The sequence below is a fragment of the Aeromonas sanarellii genome (assembly GCF_000820085.1).
In the GTDB taxonomy this organism is placed as follows: domain Bacteria; phylum Pseudomonadota; class Gammaproteobacteria; order Enterobacterales; family Aeromonadaceae; genus Aeromonas; species Aeromonas sanarellii.
On record NZ_CDBN01000049.1, the window covers coordinates 44,946 to 67,562 of the forward strand.

General features: G+C 64.3%; 23 protein-coding genes. 8 read left to right on the top strand and 15 right to left on the bottom strand.

Annotation, left to right across the window (positions count from 1 at the left end):
* Positions 1-67: 67 nt before the first annotated feature.
* A complete protein-coding gene (gene rlmD / locus BN1132_RS09935) occupies positions 68-1,390 on the bottom strand; it encodes a 23S rRNA (uracil(1939)-C(5))-methyltransferase RlmD (RefSeq protein WP_042077203.1) in 1,323 nt (440 codons plus the stop codon).
* 272 nt (positions 1,391-1,662) lie between these two features.
* Between rlmD and barA the strand changes: the two genes are divergently transcribed.
* The 3 genes from barA to BN1132_RS09950 all read left to right on the top strand — a co-directional run bounded on the left by barA (position 1,663) and on the right by BN1132_RS09950 (position 5,876).
* Positions 1,663-4,398 carry a two-component sensor histidine kinase BarA gene (gene barA / locus BN1132_RS09940; RefSeq protein WP_042077204.1) on the top strand — a complete coding sequence of 912 codons (2,736 nt, stop codon included), beginning with the start codon at positions 1,663-1,665 and terminating at the stop codon, positions 4,396-4,398.
* Positions 4,399-4,461: 63 nt separating this feature from the next.
* Positions 4,462-4,947: a YehS family protein gene (locus BN1132_RS09945; RefSeq protein WP_042077205.1), complete on the top strand. Its 486-nt coding sequence runs from the start codon at positions 4,462-4,464 to the stop codon at positions 4,945-4,947.
* A gap of 32 nt (positions 4,948-4,979) precedes the next feature.
* On the top strand, positions 4,980-5,876 hold the full coding sequence (locus BN1132_RS09950) for an N-acetylmuramoyl-L-alanine amidase (protein ID WP_084202781.1): 897 nt from the start codon (positions 4,980-4,982) through the stop codon (positions 5,874-5,876).
* A gap of 152 nt (positions 5,877-6,028) precedes the next feature.
* Here the strand turns inward: BN1132_RS09950 and pdxJ are convergent, their stop codons facing one another.
* The 10 genes from pdxJ to rpoE all read right to left on the bottom strand — a co-directional run bounded on the left by pdxJ (position 6,029) and on the right by rpoE (position 14,772).
* On the bottom strand, positions 6,029-6,766 hold the full coding sequence (gene pdxJ / locus BN1132_RS09955) for a pyridoxine 5'-phosphate synthase (RefSeq protein WP_042077208.1): 738 nt from the start codon (positions 6,764-6,766) through the stop codon (positions 6,029-6,031).
* Positions 6,767-6,838: 72 nt separating this feature from the next.
* The gene (gene recO / locus BN1132_RS09960; RefSeq protein WP_042077210.1) at positions 6,839-7,546 is read right to left on the bottom strand and encodes a DNA repair protein RecO; all 708 of its coding nucleotides are present in this window, start codon (positions 7,544-7,546) and stop codon (positions 6,839-6,841) included.
* Complete coding sequence (gene era / locus BN1132_RS09965) at positions 7,547-8,452, bottom strand: GTPase Era (protein ID WP_042077211.1); 906 nt, start codon at positions 8,450-8,452, stop codon at positions 7,547-7,549.
* Positions 8,449-9,120: a ribonuclease III gene (rnc, locus tag BN1132_RS09970; RefSeq protein ID WP_042077212.1), complete on the bottom strand. Its 672-nt coding sequence runs from the start codon at positions 9,118-9,120 to the stop codon at positions 8,449-8,451. The genes era and rnc overlap by 4 nt, the downstream gene beginning before the upstream one ends.
* The gene (gene lepB / locus BN1132_RS09975; protein ID WP_042077213.1) at positions 9,121-10,059 is read right to left on the bottom strand and encodes a signal peptidase I; all 939 of its coding nucleotides are present in this window, start codon (positions 10,057-10,059) and stop codon (positions 9,121-9,123) included.
* Between the two features lie 3 nt (positions 10,060-10,062).
* Positions 10,063-11,856 (bottom strand): translation elongation factor 4, encoded by a 1,794-nt coding sequence (gene lepA, locus BN1132_RS09980; protein ID WP_042077214.1) that lies wholly within the window; start codon positions 11,854-11,856, stop codon positions 10,063-10,065.
* Between the two features lie 170 nt (positions 11,857-12,026).
* Positions 12,027-12,488, bottom strand: coding sequence for a SoxR reducing system RseC family protein (locus BN1132_RS09985; RefSeq protein ID WP_042077215.1), 462 nt, complete (start codon positions 12,486-12,488; stop codon positions 12,027-12,029).
* A gap of 90 nt (positions 12,489-12,578) precedes the next feature.
* On the bottom strand, positions 12,579-13,559 hold the full coding sequence (locus BN1132_RS09990) for a MucB/RseB C-terminal domain-containing protein (protein WP_042077216.1): 981 nt from the start codon (positions 13,557-13,559) through the stop codon (positions 12,579-12,581).
* A gap of 21 nt (positions 13,560-13,580) precedes the next feature.
* Positions 13,581-14,168, bottom strand: coding sequence for a sigma-E factor negative regulatory protein (locus BN1132_RS09995; protein WP_042077217.1), 588 nt, complete (start codon positions 14,166-14,168; stop codon positions 13,581-13,583).
* Between the two features lie 22 nt (positions 14,169-14,190).
* Positions 14,191-14,772: an RNA polymerase sigma factor RpoE gene (gene rpoE, locus BN1132_RS10000; RefSeq protein ID WP_042077219.1), complete on the bottom strand. Its 582-nt coding sequence runs from the start codon at positions 14,770-14,772 to the stop codon at positions 14,191-14,193.
* A 182-nt stretch (positions 14,773-14,954) separates the two neighbouring features.
* On the opposite strand from rpoE, the gene nadB reads away from it, so the two are divergent.
* Positions 14,955-16,562, top strand: coding sequence for an L-aspartate oxidase (gene nadB, locus BN1132_RS10005; RefSeq protein ID WP_042077221.1), 1,608 nt, complete (start codon positions 14,955-14,957; stop codon positions 16,560-16,562).
* 64 nt (positions 16,563-16,626) lie between these two features.
* Here the strand turns inward: nadB and BN1132_RS10010 are convergent, their stop codons facing one another.
* Both BN1132_RS10010 and BN1132_RS10015 read right to left on the bottom strand, forming a co-directional pair.
* Positions 16,627-16,998, bottom strand: a complete 372-nt coding sequence (locus tag BN1132_RS10010) for a protein YgfX (RefSeq protein WP_084202795.1) — start codon at positions 16,996-16,998, stop codon at positions 16,627-16,629.
* Positions 16,999-17,059: 61 nt separating this feature from the next.
* Complete coding sequence (locus BN1132_RS10015; protein ID WP_042077223.1) at positions 17,060-17,329, bottom strand: FAD assembly factor SdhE; 270 nt, start codon at positions 17,327-17,329, stop codon at positions 17,060-17,062.
* A 113-nt stretch (positions 17,330-17,442) separates the two neighbouring features.
* Between BN1132_RS10015 and ygfZ the strand changes: the two genes are divergently transcribed.
* Positions 17,443-18,354: a tRNA-modifying protein YgfZ gene (gene ygfZ, locus BN1132_RS10020; RefSeq protein ID WP_042077224.1), complete on the top strand. Its 912-nt coding sequence runs from the start codon at positions 17,443-17,445 to the stop codon at positions 18,352-18,354.
* 3 nt (positions 18,355-18,357) lie between these two features.
* Here ygfZ and BN1132_RS10025 read toward each other — a convergent pair whose 3' ends face one another.
* Positions 18,358-19,239 carry a LysR family transcriptional regulator gene (locus BN1132_RS10025; protein ID WP_042077226.1) on the bottom strand — a complete coding sequence of 294 codons (882 nt, stop codon included), beginning with the start codon at positions 19,237-19,239 and terminating at the stop codon, positions 18,358-18,360.
* Between the two features lie 123 nt (positions 19,240-19,362).
* Between BN1132_RS10025 and BN1132_RS10030 the strand changes: the two genes are divergently transcribed.
* Positions 19,363-19,800, top strand: a complete 438-nt coding sequence (locus BN1132_RS10030) for a PACE efflux transporter (RefSeq protein ID WP_042077228.1) — start codon at positions 19,363-19,365, stop codon at positions 19,798-19,800.
* Between the two features lie 83 nt (positions 19,801-19,883).
* Here the strand turns inward: BN1132_RS10030 and BN1132_RS10035 are convergent, their stop codons facing one another.
* Positions 19,884-20,225 carry a hypothetical protein gene (locus BN1132_RS10035; RefSeq protein ID WP_042077229.1) on the bottom strand — a complete coding sequence of 114 codons (342 nt, stop codon included), beginning with the start codon at positions 20,223-20,225 and terminating at the stop codon, positions 19,884-19,886.
* Positions 20,226-20,419: 194 nt separating this feature from the next.
* On the opposite strand from BN1132_RS10035, the gene cutA reads away from it, so the two are divergent.
* Both cutA and BN1132_RS10045 read left to right on the top strand, forming a co-directional pair.
* Positions 20,420-20,737, top strand: coding sequence for a divalent-cation tolerance protein CutA (gene cutA / locus BN1132_RS10040; RefSeq protein ID WP_042077231.1), 318 nt, complete (start codon positions 20,420-20,422; stop codon positions 20,735-20,737).
* Positions 20,734-22,515: a protein-disulfide reductase DsbD gene (locus tag BN1132_RS10045; protein ID WP_042077233.1), complete on the top strand. Its 1,782-nt coding sequence runs from the start codon at positions 20,734-20,736 to the stop codon at positions 22,513-22,515. The genes cutA and BN1132_RS10045 overlap by 4 nt, the downstream gene beginning before the upstream one ends.
* Positions 22,516-22,617 lie beyond the last annotated feature (102 nt).

Genomic DNA, 22,617 nt, shown 5'->3' on the forward strand with positions numbered 1-22,617 from the left:
AACATCCATTTACTTCCGTTCGAACAGTGCCACAGACCCCAGATGGCCGCTGCTTGGGAACATCCATTTACTTTCGCTCTAACAGTGCCATGGATTCCAGATGCCCCGTGTGGGGGAACATGTCCAGCATCCCCAGCCGGGTCAACCGATAGCCCCCCTGTACCAGCACCCGGCTGTCCCGGGCCAGGGTGACGGGGTTGCAGGAGACATAGACCACCCGTTTCGGTGCAAGTGCCACCACGTGGCTCATCACCTCCAGGGCGCCGGGCCTCGCCGGATCCAGCAGGACCAGGTCAAATCCCTCCCGCGCCCAGGACATGCCGACGATGTCGCCACTCAAGTCCGCCTTGTAGAAGCGGGCATTGGTGATGCCGTTGCGGCGGGCGTTCTCCTCGGCGCGGGCCACCATGGCCAGCTCCCCCTCGACCCCCACCACTTCCCGGGCCTGACGGGCAAGCGGCAGGGTGAAGTTGCCGATGCCGCAGAAGAGATCCAGCACCTTGTCGTCCCGGGTCGCCCCGAGCCAGGCCAGCGCCTGCTCGACCATGCGCTGGTTGATGGGGCCATTGACCTGGATGAAGTCACCGGGGGCAAATGCAAGAGACAGGCCATCCAGTGTGTAATCGAGTGCAAATTGCTGGCGCAGGGGTTCGATGCGATCGTCCGCCGCCTGCAGATAGAAGTCGATCCCTTGCGCTTGCGCGAATTCGATCAGCAGGGCGCGATCCGCCTCGTTGGGACGGCCCGTGTGGCGCAGCAGCATCATGATGCCCTGCTCGGCCTGGATGAGCTCGGCGTGACCCAGCTCGCGCTGGCTCTTGAGACGGTTGAGGCAGTCCCGCAGCGGCGCGATGAGGGCCGAGAGCGGCGCGGCCAGCACCGGGCAGCCGGCAATCTCCACCAGATCGTTCGATTGACGACGGCGGAAACCCACCCGGGTGCAGCGGCCGTTCTTGTCAAACTTGATGGCCAGCCGGCAGACCCGGCGGTAGGCGTGAGACTCCCCCGTCAGCACGGGATCCAGTGCCGGGGCCTGGATGTTGCCGAGGCGCTCGAACAGGCTGACCAGACCGGCCTCCTTGACCGCCTGCTGATCCGCCTCCCCAAGGTGCTGGGCGCTGCAACCTCCACACTCGCGATAGTGGTCGCAGAAGGGGGCGATGCGATTGGCTGCCGGGGTCAGCACCTGCTGCAGGGCACCGTGGGCATAGTGCTTCTTGTCGTCGATGATGCGGGCCTGGATCCGCTCGCCGGGCAGCGCCCCCTCGACGAAGATCGCCTTGCCCTGATGACGGCCGACACCGACACAGTGGTGATCCAGACTGTCTATCGTAAATTCAATACGTTGGGGCTGGGTGGATTTCTTTTGGGGCTTGAAAAACTGGGCCATAAAACTTGGTGCCTATAGGTGGCTATGTCATGATTGTGGAATCTGCGGCAGACCATTGTCCCACAAGAATAATCGTATGACCAAATACGGCCTGAGTGCCCGAGCCGCGACATCCGCCCCATCGCCCATTCTGACCAAAAGTGGCCCATTGATATGACCGGATACGGCCTGAGACCCCGTACAGCGACATCGACTGTATTGCCTGCCCGACCCCTCCGCCGGCACGCCCCCGGGGCGATGACCTTGTTCCCCCTTGCCGCCGGTTTGCCAGCATGACCAAGTATGGCCTCAGAGCCCGTGTGCTGGCCTTTACCATCTTGCCGACCCTGATCATCGGCGGCCTGATCGCCGGTTACTTTACCTTCCATCGCTACCATCAGCTGGAAAACAACCTGATCGATCAGGGCATCAACATCATAGAGCCGCTGGCCATCGCCAGCGAATACGGTATGACCCAGCACAGCCGCGAGTCCCTCAAGCGGTTGATCGGGCTCACCCATCGCAAGAACTCGCCCTTCATCAAGTCCATCGCCGTCTTCACCCAGGACAACCAGCTCTTCGTCACCTCCAATTACCATCGGGACTTCAGCCAGTTGCGCCTGCCGGACGGCAGCGTCATCCCGGCCCTGACCAGCGTCTCCTTCAATGGCGATGACATCATCTTGCGCACCCCCATCCAGGCCGAGACCAGCCTGGACGGCTTCCCGCTGCCAAGCGATCTGGAGCCGCCCGTCATCGGCTACATCTCCATGCAGCTCGCCACGGACAGGGCAATCGTCCTGCAGTATCGCGATGCCTTCTTCGCCGTGGTCATCGTGCTCATCGGTCTGGCCATCAGCACCCTGTTCGGCTTTCGTCTGGTCAAGAGCGTGACCCAGCCCATCACCGACATGGTGCAGGCGGTGCACCGAATCCGGGAGGGGCGGCTCGACACCCGGGTCAGCGGCCAACTCACCGGCGAGCTGGACATGCTGAAAAACGGCATCAACGCCATGGCGAAGGCGCTCTCTGAATACCATGAGGAGATGCAGCAGAACATCGATCAGGCCACCTCGGATCTGCGCGAGACGCTGGAACAGATCGAGATCCAGAACGTCGAGCTCGACATGGCGAAGAAGCGCGCCCAGGAGGCGGCCAGGGTCAAGTCCGAGTTCCTCGCCAACATGTCCCACGAGCTGCGCACGCCCTTGAACGGTGTCATCGGCTTCACCCGCCAGCTGCTCAAGACCAGCCTGACCCCGAGCCAGACCGACTACATGCAGACCATCGAGAAGTCGGCGCGCAACCTGCTCGGCATCATCAACGACATCCTCGACTTCTCCAAGCTGGAGGCGGGCAAGCTGCAACTGGAGCATATCCCCTTCAGCCTGCGGGACACCCTCAACGAGACCATGCACCTGCTCGGCCCCAGCGCCCACGACAAGCAGCTCGAGCTCTCCCTGCAGGTGGATGCCGCCGTGCCGGACTACCTCACCGGCGACCCCATGCGCCTGCAGCAGGTGCTCACCAACCTCACCGGCAACGCCATCAAGTTCACTGAGCGCGGCAACGTGGACGTGCGCGTCGAGCAGACCGGCGAATCGAGCGGCAACAAGGTGCGCCTGCGGGTGCTCATTCGCGATACCGGCATCGGCATCTCGGAAGAGCAGCAGCGCCAGCTGTTCCAGGCCTTCAACCAGGCCGACTCGTCGATCTCGCGCCGTTATGGGGGCACCGGCCTCGGGCTCGTCATCACCCAGAAGCTGGTGCAGCAGATGGGGGGGCAGATCCGGTTCGAATCCGAGCTTGGCAAGGGTTCCGTCTTCTCCTTCAACCTGGAGCTGGATGTCTCCCCCCTGCCTCAGACCGAGCGGCTGCCGCTGGATCGCATCCTCGGCAAGCGGGTCTGGCTGCTGGAGCCGGATCCCTTCACCCACGCCTCCCTGCTCGCCCTGCTGGCCGAGTGGCAGCTGGACGTGCACTCCCTGACGGTGGACGAGGAGTGGCCCCAGATGAGCAGCCAGGACATGGTGCTCATCGGCAGCAGCACCCTGCACAGCCCGCAGCAGGTGATTGCCCGCCTCGACGGCCTGGACGGCCAGCAGAACACCATAGTGATGCTCAGCAGCCACGAGCCGTCGCTCTATGACGCCATGCTGGCCCATGGTGCCGTCCACTGCCTCTCCAAACCCATCAACCATCGCAAGCTGCTGCACGCCCTGCTCTCCCCCGAGGCGGCCAGGAGCGCGCCGCTGCCCGCGCCGTCGCAGCGCACCGGGCAGGAGATCAAGGTGCAGGCGGTCAAGGTGCTGGCGGTGGATGACAACGCCGCCAACCTCAAGCTCATCGCCGCCATGCTCAAGGAGATGGTGACCGAGGTGGTGGTGTGCAAGAACGGCAAGGAGGCGGTCAACCTGGCCCAGAGCCAGCCGTTCGACATCATCTTCATGGATATCCAGATGCCCGTCATGGACGGCATCAGCGCCACCCAGGCGATCCGCCATCACTCCCTCAACACCGAGACCCCCATCGTCGCGGTGACCGCCCACGCCATCCCGGGCGAGCGGGAGCGGTTGATCCGCCAGGGGATGGATGACTACCTGGCCAAGCCCATCGACGAGGGGATGCTGGCGCAGCTCATCACCGACTTCGCCCACCGGCGCCACCAGAATCACGGGGATCGACAGATAGACTGGGACCTCGCCGTGCGCCAGGCCGCCGGCAAGCAGGCGCTGGCCAAGGAGATGCTGACCATGCTGCTGGCCAGCTTCGACGAAGTGGAGCCCCTGCTGGAGGCAGCCCTGGAAGGGACGGCCGACGACGCCGAGGTGCTGGCCCAGCTCCACCGCCTCAACGGCGGCTGCGCCTACTCCGGAGTGCCCGGCCTGCAACGCCTGCTCTCCCAGCTCGAGCAGCAGCTGCGGGACGGGGTGGCCGTGAGCGATCTCGAACCCGAGTTGCTGGAGCTGCAGGATGCCCTGGAGCAGGTGAGGCGGGAGGCCCCCCCTTACCTGGCCCTGGCCGACTGAGGCGCTTTTTCTGACGGCGACGCCGGCAGGTGGTAACATCGCGCCGTTTCCACAGGAGTCAACATGACCAACAACGATATTCTGCGCCGCCTGCGCTATGCCCTCAGCATCAGCAACGACCAGATGGTCGAGATCTTCGCCAAGGGCAATCTGGCCATCACCCACGCCCAGCTCCACGGCTGGCTGATGAAGGAGGCGGAAGAGGGCGAGGCACAGGAAGCGGGCTTCGCCGCCTGCCCGGACTCGGCCCTGAGCCAGTTTCTCGACGGCTTCATCGCCCTGCGCCGCGGCGTGCGGGAGGATGCGCCGCCCCAGGTGATCCCGAACCGGATCAACAACAACCTGATCCTGCGCAAGCTGCGCATCGGCCTCAACTACAAGGAAGAGGACATGCTGGGCACCCTCAAGCTCGCGAACTTCAACCTCTCCAAGTCCGAGCTGAGCGCCCTGTTCCGCGCCAGGGATCACAAGCACTATCAGGATTGCGGGGATCAAATCCTGCGCAACTTCCTCATCGGCCTGACCGCCAAGTACAGGTCCGAGCCGTGATCACCGCCCCTGGCAAGGCGCGAGGCTGAGCCATGAGCCGGCGCGGCAGGCCGTTGCCCCCCCGTCAACCGGCGGGCGGCGGGGCGTGCCGGCCCCCTGCCGGCCTGCGCTGGCTCTGGTCGCTCCCCCTCATCCTGCTGCTCGGCGCCTGCCAGCCCGCCCCCTACCGCCTCGATACCCGGCATGCCAGCGCCAGCCAGAATGGCCGCATCGCCTTCCTGATCCTGCACTACACGGATGAGGACGACACCCGCTCCCTGCGCCTCCTGACCGAACCCGAGCACAAGGTGAGCGCCCACTATCTGGTGCCGCGCGATACCGATCAGAGTCCGCTGCCCGTCTACCAGCTGGTGCCCGACAGCCAGCGCGCCTGGCATGCCGGTCGCAGCCGCTGGCATCAGTATGCGGGGCTCAACGCCAGCTCCCTGGGCATAGAGATAGTGAATCTCGGGTATGACGAGACAGAAGCGGCCCTGCCCGCCCATCTGAGACGCTGGCAGCCCTATACCCCGGCCCAGATCGCCGCCGTCGGCGCCCTGGCCCGTGAACTGGTCCGGCGTTACGACATACCGCCGACCCAAGTGCTGGCCCACAGCGACGTCGCCCCCGAGCGCAAGCAGGATCCCGGCCCCCACTTCCCCTGGCGCACGCTGGCCCTGGAGTACGGGGTCGGCGCCTGGCCCGACGAGGCCAGGGTGGCCGAGCTGCGCCAGACGCCACTCCCCGCCTGGGATGCCCTGCAATGGCAGCAACAGCTGGCCCGCTACGGCTATGGCATAGCGCCGAGCGGCGAGTGGGACGAGCAGAGCCGCGCCGCGATGCGCGCCTTCCAGCTCCATTTCCGCCCGACCCTGATCACCGGCGAGTCGGATGCCGAGTGCCAGGCCATCCTGATGGCGTTGCTGGAGCGCTACTTCCCCGAGCAATAGGCAAGGGCCTGCGGTCTTCGCAGATATGGGGATGCTGGGTGCCAACCCCTCTCCTGAGCGACCTGGCAGGGCCGGACTGCCCCCTGCACACCAAAGACGACGAGGGACGCCACTGCGTCCCTCGTTGGTTGTCATCGGCAACAGGGCTGAGGTCAGATCCCCTGACGGGCTTCCTGCATCAGCAGGCGCATGTCGCTGACCGCCTTGGCCAGGCCGTCGAAGGCGGCGCGACCTATGATGGCGTGGCCGATGTTGAGCTCATAGAGCTCGGGGATGGCGGCGATGGCCTTGACGTTGTGGTAGTGCAGGCCGTGGCCGGCATTGACCTTTAGCCCCTTGCCGGCGGCATAGGAGGCCCCGGCGGCGATGCGCTTGAACTCGGCGTTGCGCTCGGCATCCGTGGTGGCATCGGCGTAGCGGCCGGTGTGGATCTCGATGAAGGGGGCGCCGCTCTCGGCAGCCGCGTCGATCTGGATGGGGTCGGCATCGATGAAGAGCGACACCTGGGCACCGACTGCAGCGAGGCGGGTCACCGCATCGGTCACCTTGTCCAGCTGGCCGGCCACGTCCAGGCCCCCCTCTGTGGTCACCTCGGTACGCTTCTCCGGCACCAGGCAGACGAAGTGGGGCTTGATGCGGCAGGCGATGCCGATCATCTCCTCGGTCACCGCCATCTCCAGGTTCATCCTGGTCTGGATAGTCTGGCGCAGGATCTCCACGTCCCGGTCTGTGATGTGGCGGCGATCTTCCCGCAGGTGCACAGTAATGCCATCGGCCCCGGCCTGCTCGGCCACGAAGGCGGCCTGCACCGGATCCGGGTACTGGGTGCCGCGGGCATTGCGCAGGGTGGCGATATGGTCGATGTTCACGCCCAGGTAGATCTCGCTCATTGCTTAACTCCTTGAAAATACTTCTGTTAACTGTGCGGCTGCCGCCCTGGCGCCAGCCTCGATATCCGTATGTCAGCCTTGCGTGGCTCTGCGTTTTAAAAACAGCTCCCGGCTCTTCAACTGCCGCTTTCCCAGATAGGGCTGCAGTGCCAGCCGGCTGAATCGCTTGGCCGCCTGCAGCAGGGGGGGCGTGTCGAAACGCCCCTCGGCGAAGGCCAGCAGGTGGGCGCCGAGGAACAGGGTACGGGGATCCGGCGCCCGCTCGCAAGCGACAAAGCCGAGCTCCCGCTCGAAGCCGTAGAGCAGGGTGGGGTCGATGGGCGACTCGTCGTCGGCGGCATATTCAAAGTCCACCGCATAACCCAGCGCCTGAAGCAGCAGAAACTCGAAGCGGCGCAGCGGCAGCTCCGGGGTCTCGCCATCCGCCAGGGCCATGATGGCGCGGGCATAGGCGTCGAACACCTCGGGGAAGGGGGTGTGCGCTTCCAGCAGGTAGTAGACCAGCTCGTTGAGATAGAGGCCGTAGAAGAGGCGATCGCCGCCGAGACGCAGGGAGTGATCCGGGCACTCCACCTGGGTGAGATTCTTGAGATCCCCCTTGCCGCGCCAGGCGATGGTGAGCAGGGTGAAGGGCTGCAACAGCCCCTTCAGAGAGGAGCGTGGCCCGCGGGAACCGCGAGCCACCAGGGTGAATCGGCCGCTATCCTGGGTGAAGACCTCGACCAGCTGGCTGGTCTCCCGATAGGGCCGACTGTGGATGACGAAAGCCGGGGTCAGCAATCAGTCATCACCATACCCGAGGCTGCGCAGGGCGCGCTCGTCGTCGGCCCAGCCGGACTTGACCTTGACCCAGAGCTCCAGGTGCACCTTGTTCTGGAACAGGCGCTCCATGTCGAGGCGCGCCTCGGTGCCTATGGTCTTGATCTTCTCGCCCTTGTTGCCGATGACCATCTTCTTCTGGCCGTCGCGCTCCACCAGGATCAGGCCGTGGATATGGTAGAGGCCGTTTTCCTCGACCTTGAAGCGTTCGATCTCCACCGTCACCGAGTAAGGCAGCTCCTCACCGGTGAAGCGCATCAGCTTCTCGCGGATGATCTCGGAGGCCATGAAGCGGGAGGAGCGGTCGGTCACGTAGTCTTCCGGGAAGAAGTGCACGTTCTCCGGCAGCAGATCCTTGGCCCACTCGCGGATCTTCTCCACGTTGGTGCCCTTCTCGGCGCTGATGGGCAGGATGTGGGAGAAGGCCATCTGCTGGCCCAGCCACTCGAGGTGCGGCAGCAGATCCTCCTTCTCCTTGACGTTGTCGATCTTGTTGACCGCCAGCACCACGGGGCACTTGAGGTGGCGCAACTTGCCCAGCACCATCTCGTCGTCCTTGGTCCAGTGGGTGCCGTCCACCACGAACACCACCATGGCCACGTCCCCCAGGGAACTGGTGGCGGCGCGGTTCATCAGGCGGTTGATGGCCCGCTTCTCCTCGATGTGCAGACCCGGGGTGTCCACGTAGATGGTCTGGTAGTTATCCTCGGTGTCGATCCCCAGGATCCGGTGACGGGTGGTCTGGGGTTTCTTCGAGGTGATGCTGACCTTCTGACCGAGCAGCTTGTTCAGCAGGGTGGACTTGCCCACGTTGGGGCGGCCGACGATGGCGACAAAGCCGCAGTAGGTGCTATCTGTATCCGTCATGACAATCTTTCCAATGCTTGCTGCGCGGCGGCCTGTTCGGCCTTGCGGCGGCTGGTGCCGACCCCGACCAGGGGACCATCCAGACCATCCACTTCGCACTGGACGGTGAACTCCTGGTTGTGGGCCTCACCCTTGACGTTGGTCACCGTGTAGGTCGGCAGGGATTTGCGGCTGCCCTGCAGGATCTCCTGCAACCGGGTCTTGGGATCCTTCTGCTCGATGCCGGGCTTGATCTCCTCCAGGCGGCTGGCGTACCAGCCGAGCAGGAGGCTGCGCACCCGTTCCAGATCCGTATCCAGATAGATGGCGCCGATCACCGCCTCGACCGTGTCGGCCAGGATCGACTCGCGGCGAAAACCGCCGCTCTTGAGCTCGCCAGGCCCCAGAATCAGGTGATCCCCGAGGTCGAACTCCCGGCCCAGTTCGGCCAGCGTCTTCTCGCGCACCAGGGTGGCGCGCATCCGGCTGAGATCCCCCTCCGCCGCCTGCGGGAAGCGGTGGAAGAGATCGTCGGCAATCACCAGGCTCAGGATGGAGTCTCCCAGGAATTCCAGGCGCTCGTTGTGGCGGGAGCCGGCGCTGCGATGGGTCAGTGCCCGGGTCAGCAGCTCAGGTTCCTGAAAGACATGCCCGAGACGGGACTGCAGTCTGTTCATCTTGATATTCATTTACTTGATTCCGCCAATGCGGTTGAAGCGCACACCGGTCGGCACCCAGCTCGGCAAGCTGGAGCCTTCCTCGCGCTCGAATTCGAAACTGATCCAGATGGCGACGGCCTTGCCCACCAGGTTCTGCTCGGGCACGAAGCCCCAGAAACGGCTGTCGGTGCTGTTGTCGCGGTTGTCGCCCATCACGAAGTAGTGGCCTTCCGGCACCACCCACTCATCCGGGTAGGTACCGGGCTGGCGATAGTAGCGATCCACCAGGTCCGGCATCAGCGGGTTGCGAAGGGTCTCGTGAGAAACCTCGCCCAGCTGCTCGGTGTAGCGATCCAGCGGGATCCCCATCTGGCTGAATTCGCCACGCTGCTCGAACTTGACGTCCAGCTTCTCGAAGCCCGGGCACGTCTTCCCTGCCTGTTCATCGCGGCTCTCTTCCACACAGCGCGGCCGGATCATCAGCTCCTTGTTGCGGTAGATGACCCTGTCCCCCGGCATGCCGACCACCCGCTTGATGTAGTCCACCCGGGCATCCAGCGGATACTTGAAGACCACCACGTCGCCGCGCTTGGGCTCGCCGGTCTCGAGGAACTTGGTGTTGGTCACCGGATCCTTGAGACCGTAGGCGAACTTCTCCACCAGGATGAAGTCGCCCACCAGCAGGGTGGGCATCATGGAGCCGGACGGGATCTGGAACGGCTCGAAGATGAAGGAGCGCAGGATCAGCACCAGGGCGATGACAGGGAAGACCCCGCCGGTCTGTTCGATCCAGACCGGCATGGGGGCCACCTTGGCCAGGGTCTTCTCGTCCACGCCCGGGCCGGCGCTGGCACGGGCGGCCGCGATCTTTGCCGCCCGCTGCTTGGCCCAGACCAGCTTGTCCACGGTCCAGATGATGCCGGTCAGTACGGTGACGACGACGAGGATCAGGGAAAAGGTGCTTGCCATCGATTAGTCCTTTCCGACATGGAGGATCGCGAGGAAGGCTTCCTGCGGCACGTCGACACGGCCGAGGGACTTCATCCGCTTCTTGCCTTCTTTCTGCTTGTTCAGCAGCTTCTTCTTACGGCTCACGTCGCCACCGTAGCACTTGGCGGTCACGTCCTTGCGCAGGGCCTTGACCGTGCTGCGGGCGATGATCTGGTTGCCGATGGCGGCCTGGATGGCGATGTCGAACATCTGGCGCGGGATCAGCTCGCGCATCTTCTCCACCACCTGGCGACCGCGATACTGGGCGTTCTCCTTGTGGGTGATGATGGCCAGGGCGTCGACCCGCTCGCCGTTGATCATGATGTCGAGACGCACCATGTCGGAGGTCTCGAAGCGCTTGAAGCCGTAGTCCAGGGAGGCGTAGCCGCGGCTGGTGGACTTCAGGCGGTCGAAGAAGTCGAGCACCACTTCCGCCATGGGGATCTCGTAGGTCAGCGCCACCTGGTTGCCGTGGTAGACCATGTTGGTCTGCACGCCGCGCTTCTCGATGCACAGGGTGATGACGTTGCCCATGTACTCCTGCGGCAGCAGGATGTGACACTCGGCGATGGGCTCGCGCATCTCCTTGATGCTGTTGATGGCGGGCATCTGGGCCGGGCTGTCGATGTGGATGGTGGTGCCGTCGGTCTGCTCTATCTCGTAGACCACGGTCGGCGCCGTGGTGATCAGATCCAGATCGTACTCACGCTCCAGACGCTCCTGGATGATCTCCATGTGCAGCATGCCGAGGAAGCCGCAGCGGAAGCCGAAGCCCAGGGCGGTGGAACTCTCCGGCTCGTAGAACAGGGAGGCGTCGTTGAGGGAGAGCTTCTCCAGCGCATCGCGGAACGCTTCATAGTCATCGCTGGAGATGGGGAACAGGCCCGCGTAGACTTGTGGCTTGACCTTCTTGAAACCCGCCAGCGGCTTGTCGGCGCCGTGCTTGGCCAGGGTCAGGGTATCGCCCACAGGGGCGCCGTGTATGTCCTTGATGCCGCAGACGACCCAACCCACCTCGCCACAGCCCAGGCCGTCGGTATCCACCTGCTTGGGCGTGAAGATGCCGATGCGATCCACCCCCCAGGTCTGGCCTGTGCTCATCACCTTGATCTTGTCATTCTTCTTGAGGGAACCGTTCTTGATCCGCACGAGCGACACGACCCCCAGGTAGGAGTCGAACCAGGAGTCGATGATCAGCGCCTGCAGCGGCGCATCGGGGTCCCCCTCCGGGGCCGGGATGCGGGCGACGATCTCTTCGAGTACCAGGTCCACCCCCAGGCCCGTCTTGGCGGAGCAGCGCACCGCGTCGATCGCGTCGATGCCGACGATATCCTCGATCTCCTCGGCCACCCGTTCGGGCTCGGCGGCCGGCAGGTCGATCTTGTTCAGCACCGGCACCACTTCCAGATCCATTTCCATGGCGGTGTAGCAGTTGGCCAGAGTCTGTGCCTCAACCCCCTGACCGGCATCCACCACCAGCAGAGCCCCTTCACAGGCAGCCAGGGAGCGAGAAACCTCGTAGGAGAAATCCACGTGGCCCGGGGTGTCGATAAAGTTCAGCTGATAGGTGTTACCGTCTTGTGCCTGGTAGTTCAGGGTCACACTCTGTGCCTTGATGGTAATGCCGCGCTCGCGCTCCAGATCCATGGAGTCCAGCACCTGGGCCTGCATCTCACGGTCGGACAGGCCGCCGCAAGTCTGGATCAGACGGTCCGACAGGGTCGACTTACCGTGGTCGATGTGCGCAATAATCGAAAAGTTACGAATGTGTTTCATCGAGCAAGAATCACTCAAAATTAAGTTAGGGTCGGATATGAGGGCAGGATTTTACTGGATAACCCGGTCGACGGCCAATCTTTAGTCGGCGGGCACCAGAAATAGCGCCTTGTCTGGCGGGCTTCCGGCACCAAGGTGGCGGCGCCAGCGCCAGCAGAGGATCCCGCCCCTCAGGAGATATGGCGGGTCTTGAGCACCACGCCGAGCATGCGGGGGCCATATTCCCCCTGCTCGAGCCGGTCGGAAAAGTAACGAACCAGTAAAAATCCGACTGTGCCGCCCAGCAGGCAGCTGAGGATGGTGACCCCTTCCCCCGCCGACAAGAGCGGTGCCAGCCAGAGCTGGCCGATCAGGGCACCGAGCAGCAAACAAAAGAGCGGCAGCACGTAGACCAGGGCGGCCCCGCGCAGGATGCTGGCCTGGGGGATACCGAGACGGATCTGCTGGCCCACAGCCACTTCGCCGGTGAGGGCGACCCGCAATCGCTGCTCCTTCATGGGAAAAGCCTTGGCGACGGTCCCGGAGCCGCAGCTGGACTGCTGATGGCAACCGCTGCAGGCGGAGCGACGCTCGCACTCCACCCAGGCATAGGGCCCCTCGATGGCGACCACGGTCGCCAGCTCTTCGCTCATGTTACTCACCAGGTGACTCCAGACGGGTGGCAATGGGTTTATCCGATCTCAGCACGCCAGCCCGGGTTCGGCAAGTGTCGCACTCACGCCTCACTGCACCGCCTCGTTGCGGGTCAGGGGCTGCACCGACTCGGCGATGCGTTTGGCGGTCTCGGCAGGCACCTCGCCGACCACGGTGATCTCCACGCCGACCTCGTTGACATAGCTCACCAGCGAGGTGGCGCCCTGACGGATCAGTTGCTGGCGCACCGCCTGCTTGGGGTCGACCCGGGCGACGTAGACGGAGAGATCCACCAGACCGTCCGAGAGCATCATGTAATCCACCGGCAGGCTGGTACTGACCAGCTGGTGCCTGTCCTGGGAGAGCACCTTGAACCCATCCGGCAGCCAGGTCAGGTGCCAGTTGAGGGTCTGCTGGGGCGTGGGATAGGCATCTTCCAGCGCCAGCGCCTCGGGCAACTGGCTCTTGGCCAGGGTCACCAGCCAGGGGGCCGGGGCAGACTGCTTGTCCAGATCCACTCCCAGCACCTGCTCCACCAGGTTGCCTTCCCGATCCACCATGTCCACCCTAAGCAGCAGATGGCTCTGTTCGTCGATCCAGAGCACGAAGCCGTACTTGTCTGCCTCCTTGGGCACCAGCCTGACGACCTGGGCCACCAGACCCGCCACCCGGCTGCGTCCGGCCAGCACGGGGTCATAGCTCTCCAGCACCCGGGGCAGCGGCATCTTCACCAGGCTCGACCAGACCCCGGGGAAGCGCGCCCCCTTGAGGGTGTAGGGCTCGTGGGTGTTCTCGAAGAAGGTGTACTCGTTCTGGCGCTGCAGGTACTCCACCGCCTTGCCATCGAGATAGCTGAGGTGGGCCACCTCCTTGCCATCGATCACGCCGTGGCTGAAACGGATGGGCTCGAGCCGGCCCTGTCTGGCCTTGACCATGGACAATTCGAAGTTCTGTTGCGAAACGGCACTCTGCATCTGCTGCAACAAGGCCTCGGCCGACAGATCGTCGGCCGAGGCCTTGGCACAAGTCAACAGGAGAGAGGCCAGCAGAATGAGGCTGGACTGGCGCACGATCTGATCCCTAAAAATGCGTTATTCCTGAATCTGCTTGTCTTGCAGCAGACGTTGTTGCAATTGATGGTCGCGCAGGAAGGCATTGATCCGCTCGCGCTGTTCCTGCATCTGCTGCTCGCTCAAGCCTTGCTGACGCACGCCGGCTCGGCTGCCGTCCTGGGGGTAGTGCACGCTCACCGGGGCCGCGCTACCGCCGACCGGAATGGTGTTGAGCACCGGGTTGCTGGGGACACCATCCTGGCCCTGATACTGCTGCACCCCGAAGATGACGGCGGCAGCCACGGAGGCGGCAATGGCATACTGTCCCATTTGCTGACCGAACCGGCGAACCAGGGGCACCACCTTGCCAGCCGTCTTCACCGCGGGTGCGGCGGGCTGGGCCGGCTTGGGCGCCAATATGGCCGGTTCGTCTTCCAGCGCCAGCATGATGCTGTCGCTGAGATCCAGTTGCAGATTGACCGGCAGGTCTCCCCGCATGGCATCACCGATCAGATGGTAACGCGCCCAGGTATCTTGCAGAGCGGGATCCGTTCCCAGCTCTTTCAGAACCTCTATCTCGCTGAGGTCACCATCCATCAGGGCTGAAAGTTGCTCTTTATTTGCCATAAGTTTGCCTGTCTTTCCCCAGTTAATGCTCGATCAGAGGTTGCAACCTTTTATCGATTGCTTCCCTCGCCCGGAAGATGCGGGATCTCACCGTACCCACAGGGCAATCCATGATCTCCGCAATCTCCTCGTAGCTCAGCCCTTCCATTTCGCGAAGGGTGATCGCCGTTCTCAAATCTTCGGGCAGGGCTTCTATGGCGGTAAACACGGTGCGCTTGATCTCGTCGGTCAGCGCCAGGTTTTCCGGGGTGGCCACCTCTTGCAGGGCTTCACCACCACCATAGTATTCAGCCTCATCCGCTTCGACATCACTGCTGGGCGGTCTGCGCCCCTGTGACGTCAGGTAATTTTTGGCCGTGTTGACGGCGATCCGGTACAACCAGGTGTAAAACGCGCTCTCGCCACGGAATGTCGGCAGCGCACGATAAGCCTTGATGAAAGCCTCTTGCGCCACATCCGGTACATCGCCCGGATTGTTGACATACCTAGCCACCAGGTTGACCACCTTGTGCTGGTATTTGCGTACCAACAGGTTGAATGCATTCTTATCGCCACGCTGGACCCGTTCAACCAGCTGTTCGTCCAGTAGATTCTGGTCGCTCATCAGAGCCGTAAAACCCCCATCAGGTTATCGTTCTTCTTTTCCGGCCCCTTCTAAGCGCACAAGTTCAGACAGGAGGAATCAGAGAAAGTTCGCTTGCATTGAAAAAAATGTGATGCGGGCTGCACCACAGCCCCCCCTTGGGCTACCATGGGGCCAGTTCTTAATCCAGGCCAATGATACTTATGAAAGCAAGTGTTGAATACCTTTGCGACGTACTGATCATTGGCAGCGGTGCCGCCGGTCTGTCCCTCGCGTTGCGATTGGCAGACCAGGCCAAAGTCCTGGTTCTGAGCAAGGGGCCCATCAGTGAGGGGGCCACTCTCTATGCGCAAGGAGGCATCGCTGCCGTGTTCGACGAGACCGACAGCATCGAATCCCACGTGAGCGACACGCTCAACGCCGGGGCCGGGTTGTGCGACCCGGCGGTGGTGGAGTTCACCGCCCGCAATGCCCGCGACTCCATCCAGTGGCTGATCCAGCAGGGGGTCCCCTTCGATCAGGAGGAGGATGCCGAGGGGGAGTCCCACTACCACCTGACCCGGGAAGGGGGCCACAGCCATCGCCGCATCTTCCACGCGGCCGATGCCACCGGCAAGGCGGTGCAGCTCACTCTGATCGATCAGGTGCGCGCTCATCCCAACATCCAGCTGATGGAGCGCTTCAACGCGGTCGACCTCATCACCACCCGCAAGCTGGGGCTGCCGGGCAACAAGGTGCTGGGCGCCTATGTCTGGAACCGCAACGTCGAGCAGGTCGAGGTGATCCGCGCCCGCTTCGTGGCGCTGGCCACCGGCGGCGCCTCCAAGGTGTACCAGTACACCTCCAACCCGGACGTGAGCTCGGGTGACGGCATCGCCATGGCATGGCGCGCCGGCTGCCGGGTGGCGAACCTGGAGTTCAACCAGTTCCACCCCACCAGCCTGTTCCACCCGGATGACCCCAACTTCCTGCTGACCGAGGCCCTGCGCGGCGAGGGCGCCTATCTGCGCCGCCCCGACGGCAGCCGCTTTATGCCGGATTTTGATCCCCGAGCGGAGCTGGCGCCCCGCGACATAGTCGCCCGTGCCATCGACCACGAGATGAAGCGCCTGGGCGCCGACTGCATGTATTTGGACATCAGCCACAAGCCGGCGGACTTCATCATCAAGCACTTCCCGACCATCTTTGATCGCTGCCTCGCGGTCGGCATCGACATCACCAGGGAGGCCATGCCCATAGTTCCGGCGGCGCACTACACCTGTGGCGGCGTGATGATCGACAACAACGGCCAGACCGACATCCCGGGTCTCTACGCCATCGGCGAGGTGACCTACACCGGGCTGCACGGCGCCAATCGCATGGCCTCCAACTCCCTGCTCGAATGCGTGGTCTATGCCCACCAGGCGGGGGCCGACATCCTGGCCAAGCTGCCCACCAGCGTAGCCCCCCCCAGCCTGCCGGCCTGGGACGAGAGCCAGGTGGACGACTCCGACGAGCAGGTGGTGATCCAGCACAACTGGCACGAGCTGCGGCTGATGATGTGGGACTACGTGGGCATAGTGCGCACCAACAAGCGCCTGGCCCGGGCCAAGCGTCGCATCGACCTGCTCAAGCAGGAGGTGCAGGAGTACTACGCGAACTTCCGCGTCTCCAACAACCTGCTGGAGCTGCGCAACCTGTTGCAGGTGGCCGAGCTGATCGTCAACTGTGCCCTGCAGCGCAAGGAGTCCCGGGGTCTGCACTACAACCTGGACTATCCGGACATGCAGCCCAATCCCAAGCCAACGGTGCTGACGCCGGAGCGGGACTGACCTCCAGGCTTTTCCTCCATGACCCCGCTTCGGCGGGGTCATTCATTGGTGCCAGTGCAGGAGCTCAACGAGGAGCGGCGAGATGGATGGCGCGGGCCAGGGTACGGTAGTGCTCGGGCGCCAGCGCATCGGAGCAGAGCCAGAGGTGGCGGACCGGCCCCCGCTCAGGCGACAGCCTCAACCAGAGCACCCCTGGCAGGATGCGGCTGCCGGGATCCACCCGATGGCGCGCCCCTTGCCACGTCAGCCACTCCCCATCCCAGACGAGGGGCTCGCCCGCAGCAACCCGGCGTACCGCGAGCCAGAGGCCCAGCCCCCAGCAGGGAAGAAACAGCCCCCACTGCCAGCCCTGGATCAGGCGGGCCGTGGGCCAGAGCAGCAACAGAAACAAGGTGCACAGCAGCAGGCGCTGCCAGCGGGAGGCGGTGACGGGCATCACCACCCGCATCGGGGGAACCGGGCTGGCCATGGGTCAGGCCGCGGGTCGGGAACCAGGCTCAGCGCAGGCGATCGTGGCGGGCCTGGTTGCGCTCGAGGATGAGGGGGATCATGGCGGCAAAGGCGGCATCGTCCGGCACGCCGTGCCCCATGCACCAGCGGAACAGCTCGGGATCCTCGCACTCCAGCAGGCGGATGAAGGTCTGCTGCTCGGCCTCGCCGAGGCCGTCGAACTCGTGTTCAAAGAAGGGCATAAAGATCACATCCAGCTCGAGCATGCCGCGGCGGCAGGCCCACTTCAGGCGGGACTTCTCACTTGGGGTCAACATGGAACTCTCCTTACAAAGACCCGGGAATGGTAGCAGCTGGATTTTCCGGCTGACAAACATTCCTTACGTCTTTACCATGCAGGTCACATACTTTCTGTCTCTGGAATCCCATCGTGAGCCTGCCGACCCCTCTTCTTCCTGCCGAGCCGACCCTGTTCTCCCTGACCGATCTGGCCGTCACCCGCTTCACGGGCCCGGATCGCGCCAAGTATCTGCAGGGCCAGGTCACCTGTGACGTCAACGCCCTGCTGCCAGGCCAGAGCAGCCTCGGCGGCCACTGCGATCCCAAGGGCAAGCTGTGGAGCGATTTTCGCCTGCTCTGCCTGGAAGAGAGCCTGCTGATGCTGACCAAACCCTCGGTACTGGCACGCCAGTTGCCGGAACTCAAGAAGTTTGCGGTGTTCGCCAAGGTCGAGATCGGCGAGTTCCAGGGCGAAGTGGTCGGGCTGGCCGGCCAGGGCACGGATGCCTGGATCTCGGCGCACCACGGCCTTCGGGAAACCGGCCTGGTCGACGGCGGCATGGCGGTGCGGGTGGAGGCGGACCGCTGGTTGCTGGCGAGCGAATCGCACCTGGCCCTGAACCTGCCGGTCGGCGACGAAGCGCTCTGGTGGGGGCTGGAGATCAAGGCCGGTCTCCCCCATCTGGAGGCGGTCCATCAGGGGGAGTACATTCCCCAGATGCTGAACCTGCAGGCCCTGGAGGGCATCTGCTTCACCAAGGGCTGCTACATGGGGCAGGAGACGGTGGCTCGCGCCAAGTATCGCGGCGCCAACAACCGCGCCCTCTTCGTGCTGACGGGCAGCGTCGGCGGCCCGGTTGCCAGCGGCGATGCCCTGGAGATCCAGCTCGGTGACAACTGGCGCCGCAGCGGTCTGGTGCTCAACGCCTGGCAGCAGCAGGGTCAGGTGTGGCTCACCGCCGTGCTGCCGAAAGACACCGAGGCCGACGCCCGCTTCCGCCTCAAACAGGAGGAAGGTTCCAGCCTGACACTGCAGCCCCTCCCCTACCCGCTTGCCGACTGACGTCTAGCGAGGCACCCGCGACAGCAGGGCCTCTTTCAGCCAGCGCCCCGCCTGCCCGAGCGGGCGGGCGCGATACCATTGCAGCTCCAGCTCCAGCTCGGCCTGGGCGGTGAAGTCCGGCTTGAGCACCACCAGTTCCCCCCGCGCCAGCGGCCGATGCAGCAAAAATTCGGGCACCGCCGCCCACCCCAGCCCCAGCTTGACCAGCTCCAGCACGCCGAGATCTCCCTCGACCCACCACACTTGCGCCGAGAGGCGGAAGCGATGGCGCTCCGTCCCCTCACGCCGTCCCGTCACCATCAACTGGCGGGCCCCCTGCAGGTCGCTCTCGTGCAGCTGTGTCTTGCGGGCCAGGGGGTGATCCGGGGAGACAACCAGCGGCATGGTGACGGCCCCGAGGGAACGGGAAACCAGATCCCGTTCGGGGTGCGCCTTCTGGTAGCTGATGCCGAGCTGGGCCCGGCCGCTCTTGAGCAGCTCGGTCACGTCCTCCATCAGCGGGAACAGCAGCTCCAGCTCCACCCTGGGGTAGCGGCTGGCAAACTCCTCCAGCAGGGAGCCGAGCCAGGGCAGGTGGGAGTCATCGTCGATGGCCAGGGTGAGGCGCGACTCGATGCCGCTGGCCAGTTCGCCGGCGATGGCCTGCAGCCGTTCGCTCTGGGCCAGCAGGACGCTGGCCTCCTGGCTGATGCGGGCCCCCACCTCCGTCAGCACCGGATAGCGGCCGCTGCGATCGAACAGCTCGAGGCCGAGATCGATCTCCAGGTTGGCGATGGCGCTGCTCACCACCGACTGGGCCTTGCCGAGCCGCCGCGCCGCCGCCGAGAAGGAGCCCGTCTCGGCGGCGGCCAGCAGGGTTCTGAATTGTTCCAGTGAGGGGGTCATGGTCTGCTCCAGCGCTCGGTGGTGGCGCCATATCCATCTATTTTAGCGATAGATACCAACGTGTATCTATCGCCAATTCGCGATAAGTTGGCCACCGTTCCCATTAAGAAAGAGAGACTGATCATGCGTACGACCCGTGACCGCCTGCGCCACGCCATCGGCTTCGAATTGATTGGCCTGCTGATCGCCGCCCCGCTGGCGAGCTGGGTAACCGGTGTCGGCCTGGACCACATGGGCCCGCTGGCCCTGTTCTTCTCGGTGGTCGCCACCGTCTGGAACTATGTCTACAACCTCGGGGTGGACAAGCTGCTGCTGCGCTGTCAGGGCCATACCCACAAGGCGTTGTGGCAGCGGGTGCTGCATACCCTGGGGTTCGAGGGGGGTCTGCTGGTCGTCGCCCTGCCGGTCATGTCCTGGTGGCTCGACATCGGCCTGCTGGAGGCGCTGGTGCTGGATCTGGGCTTCGTGCTCTTCTACCTGGTCTATGCCTTCGTCTACAACTGGAGCTATGACAAGGTATTCCCCATCCCCATGGTGCGCCAGCCAGGTGCGCTGGGGTGAAGGGCGAAAAGAGGTGTGAATAACCACGAGGCACCATCATGCGAAAGGCATGATGGTGCTGGAGGCAGGGCGGCGTGCCGGGATCAGGCCTGCGCCCTGGCCTCTTGCGGGGATTCCTCGTCCTGCTTCGCCTCCTGGTTCAGCATGGCCTCGAGGTCGCTCTGGTACTGGCTCAGCATGCGCTGGGCCGCCACCATGTCCCCCTTGTGCAGACGCTCGAACAGATGATGCTGCACCACGCCGTTGAGATACTCCACCGTGATGGGTTGCTCCAACGCAGACAACAACTCCTCTTTCTCCAGCTCCGCATTGATTTCATCGACACTGGTACGCAGCAGACCGGCCAGTTGCACCAGCATGCGGCGCTCGCCTTCACGCAACAGGCTCAACATGCGGTTTCTCTGCTGCTCATTCTGTTGGGTCATACATTTCCTTACGTAGAGTGGGAACAAGCCCGCTCATTCTGCCCTGTCCCTCAGGGAGCGTCCATCTCAGGGCCCCCACTTATTTTCATGTCGCCCCCGCAAGGCAGGCAAGATGCTATTTGGCCCGTCGCTAGGTTATAGTAACCCCTGATTTGCGGACGCCGAACCGCTCCAATCGGACGAGATATTTCACCATGACCGACGCCATCCTGGTGCTCTGCACCTGCCCCGACGAGGCCAGTGCCGACCGCCTCTGCGAGCGGCTGCTCGACCAGCGCCTCGCCGCCTGCATCAGCCAGCTGCCCGGGCTCACTTCCGTCTACCGCTGGCAGGGGAAAATAGAGCGGGCGCGGGAGATCCAGCTCATCATCAAGAGCCGGGCCGAGCTGTTCGAACCCCTTCGCCAGTGCATCCTGGCCCATCACCCCTACGAGGTGCCGGAGATCCTGGCGCAGCCTGCGAGCCAGGGTCATCAACCCTATCTCGACTGGTTGAGGGAGGAGACCTCATGACCCCTTTTAGCCTGTTGACGCCTCTGCTATTCCTGCTGGGACTGCTGTGCACCCCGCCGGCATACGCCCAGGTCGGCAGCCAGGATCTGCTGAGCAGCCTCGGCATCGAGACCGGTGCCCAGCCCAGATTCCTCAAGGTGGACGAGGCCTTCGTCCTTGAGAGCGAGCAGCAGGGCGACCGGATCACGCTCACCCTGCGCATCGCCGACGACTACTACCTCTATCGCCACAGCATCCGCGTCAAGGGAGAGAACCTCGCCTTCGACGAGCCCGTCCTGCCCCCGGGCACCGAGCACGAGGACGACTTCTTCGGCAAGAGCCGGGTCTTCTACCAGACGCTGACCATCCCCGTCACCCTGACCGAGGCGGGTCAGGGGGCCAGCCTCACCCTGAGCTATCAGGGCTGCACCGAGGGCCTCTGCTACCCACCGACCGACAAGCGGATCGCCGTGCAGCCTCTGGCCGCCTCCGCAGATGCGGGACCTGCTGCCAGCGTCCAGGGCGCCGATGCCCCGGGCAGCCAGCAGGACAGGCTGGCGGCCGCCCTCGGCAGCCAGGGCTTCTGGCTCAGCGTCGCCGCCTTCTTCGCCCTGGGGCTGGGGCTCGCCTTCACCCCCTGCGTCTTCCCCATGTATCCCATCCTGACCGGGATCATCGCGGGCGCGGGCCAGCGCCTCTCCACCCGCCGCGCCTTCCTGCTCTCCCTTGCCTATGTACAGGGGATGGCAATCACCTACACCCTGCTCGGACTGGTGGTGGCCTCGGCGGGCCTGCAATTCCAGGCGGCCCTGCAGCACCCCTATGTGCTGATCGGCCTCTCCGTCATGTTCGTGCTGCTGGCCCTCTCCATGTTCGGCCTCTACACCCTGCAACTGCCGAGCAGCCTGCAAACCCGGCTGTCCGGCCTCTCCAACCGCCAGCAGGGGGGATCCGTGGCCGGGGTCGCCATCATGGGCATGATCTCGGGGCTGATCTGCTCCCCCTGCACCACGGCGCCGCTCTCGGGGGCCCTCATCTACGTGGCCCAGAGTGGCGACCTCTGGCTCGGCGGGGCGGCCCTCTATGCGCTGTCGCTGGGCATGGGGCTGCCCCTGCTGCTGCTCGGCACCTCGGGGGGCAGGCTGCTGCCCAAGGCCGGCGCCTGGATGGACGTGATCAAGCAACTCTTCGGCTTTGCGCTGCTGGCGGTCCCCGTCCTGCTGCTCTCCAGGCTCTGGAGCGATCAGGTTGCCACCCTCGCCTGGCTCGCCTGGGGGCTGGCGCTGTGCGCCTACCTCCACCACCACAACCAGCACCGCGTTCACTCGGTCGGCAGGAGCCTGGCCGGCTTCGCCCTGCTGCTGGCCATGATGAGTCTGGTGGTGGTGGGCAAGGATCTGCTGCTGCCCGCCCCCGGCGTCCAGGCCAGCGCCGAGACCCAGGCGCCGCAGTTCATCCGCATCAAGACCCGGGGCGATCTCGAGGCCCGGCTCGCCGACGCCCGCGGCAAGCCGGTGCTGCTCGACCTCTACGCCGACTGGTGCGTGGCCTGCAAGGAGTTCGAACACAAGACCTTCAGCGACCCCGAAGTGCGGGCCCGCTTCAAGGAGATGGTGCTGCTGCAGGCGGACGTCACCGCCAACGACGACGCCGACGTCGAGCTGCTCAACGGCCTCAACGTGCTGGGGCTGCCGACCCTGATCTTCTTCGACAGCGAGGGCAAGGAGCTCACGGGGCAGAGGATCACCGGCTTTATGGGGCCCGCCGAGTTCCTGGGCCAGCTGGACGGGTTGCGCTGAAGCGGGCTGGCCCGCACAACGGTGCGGGTCAGACCCCTTGATCGCTGATTTTCATGACCATCCCTTGTATATGACCGGCGCCATGGCAGAATTTGCCCTTTC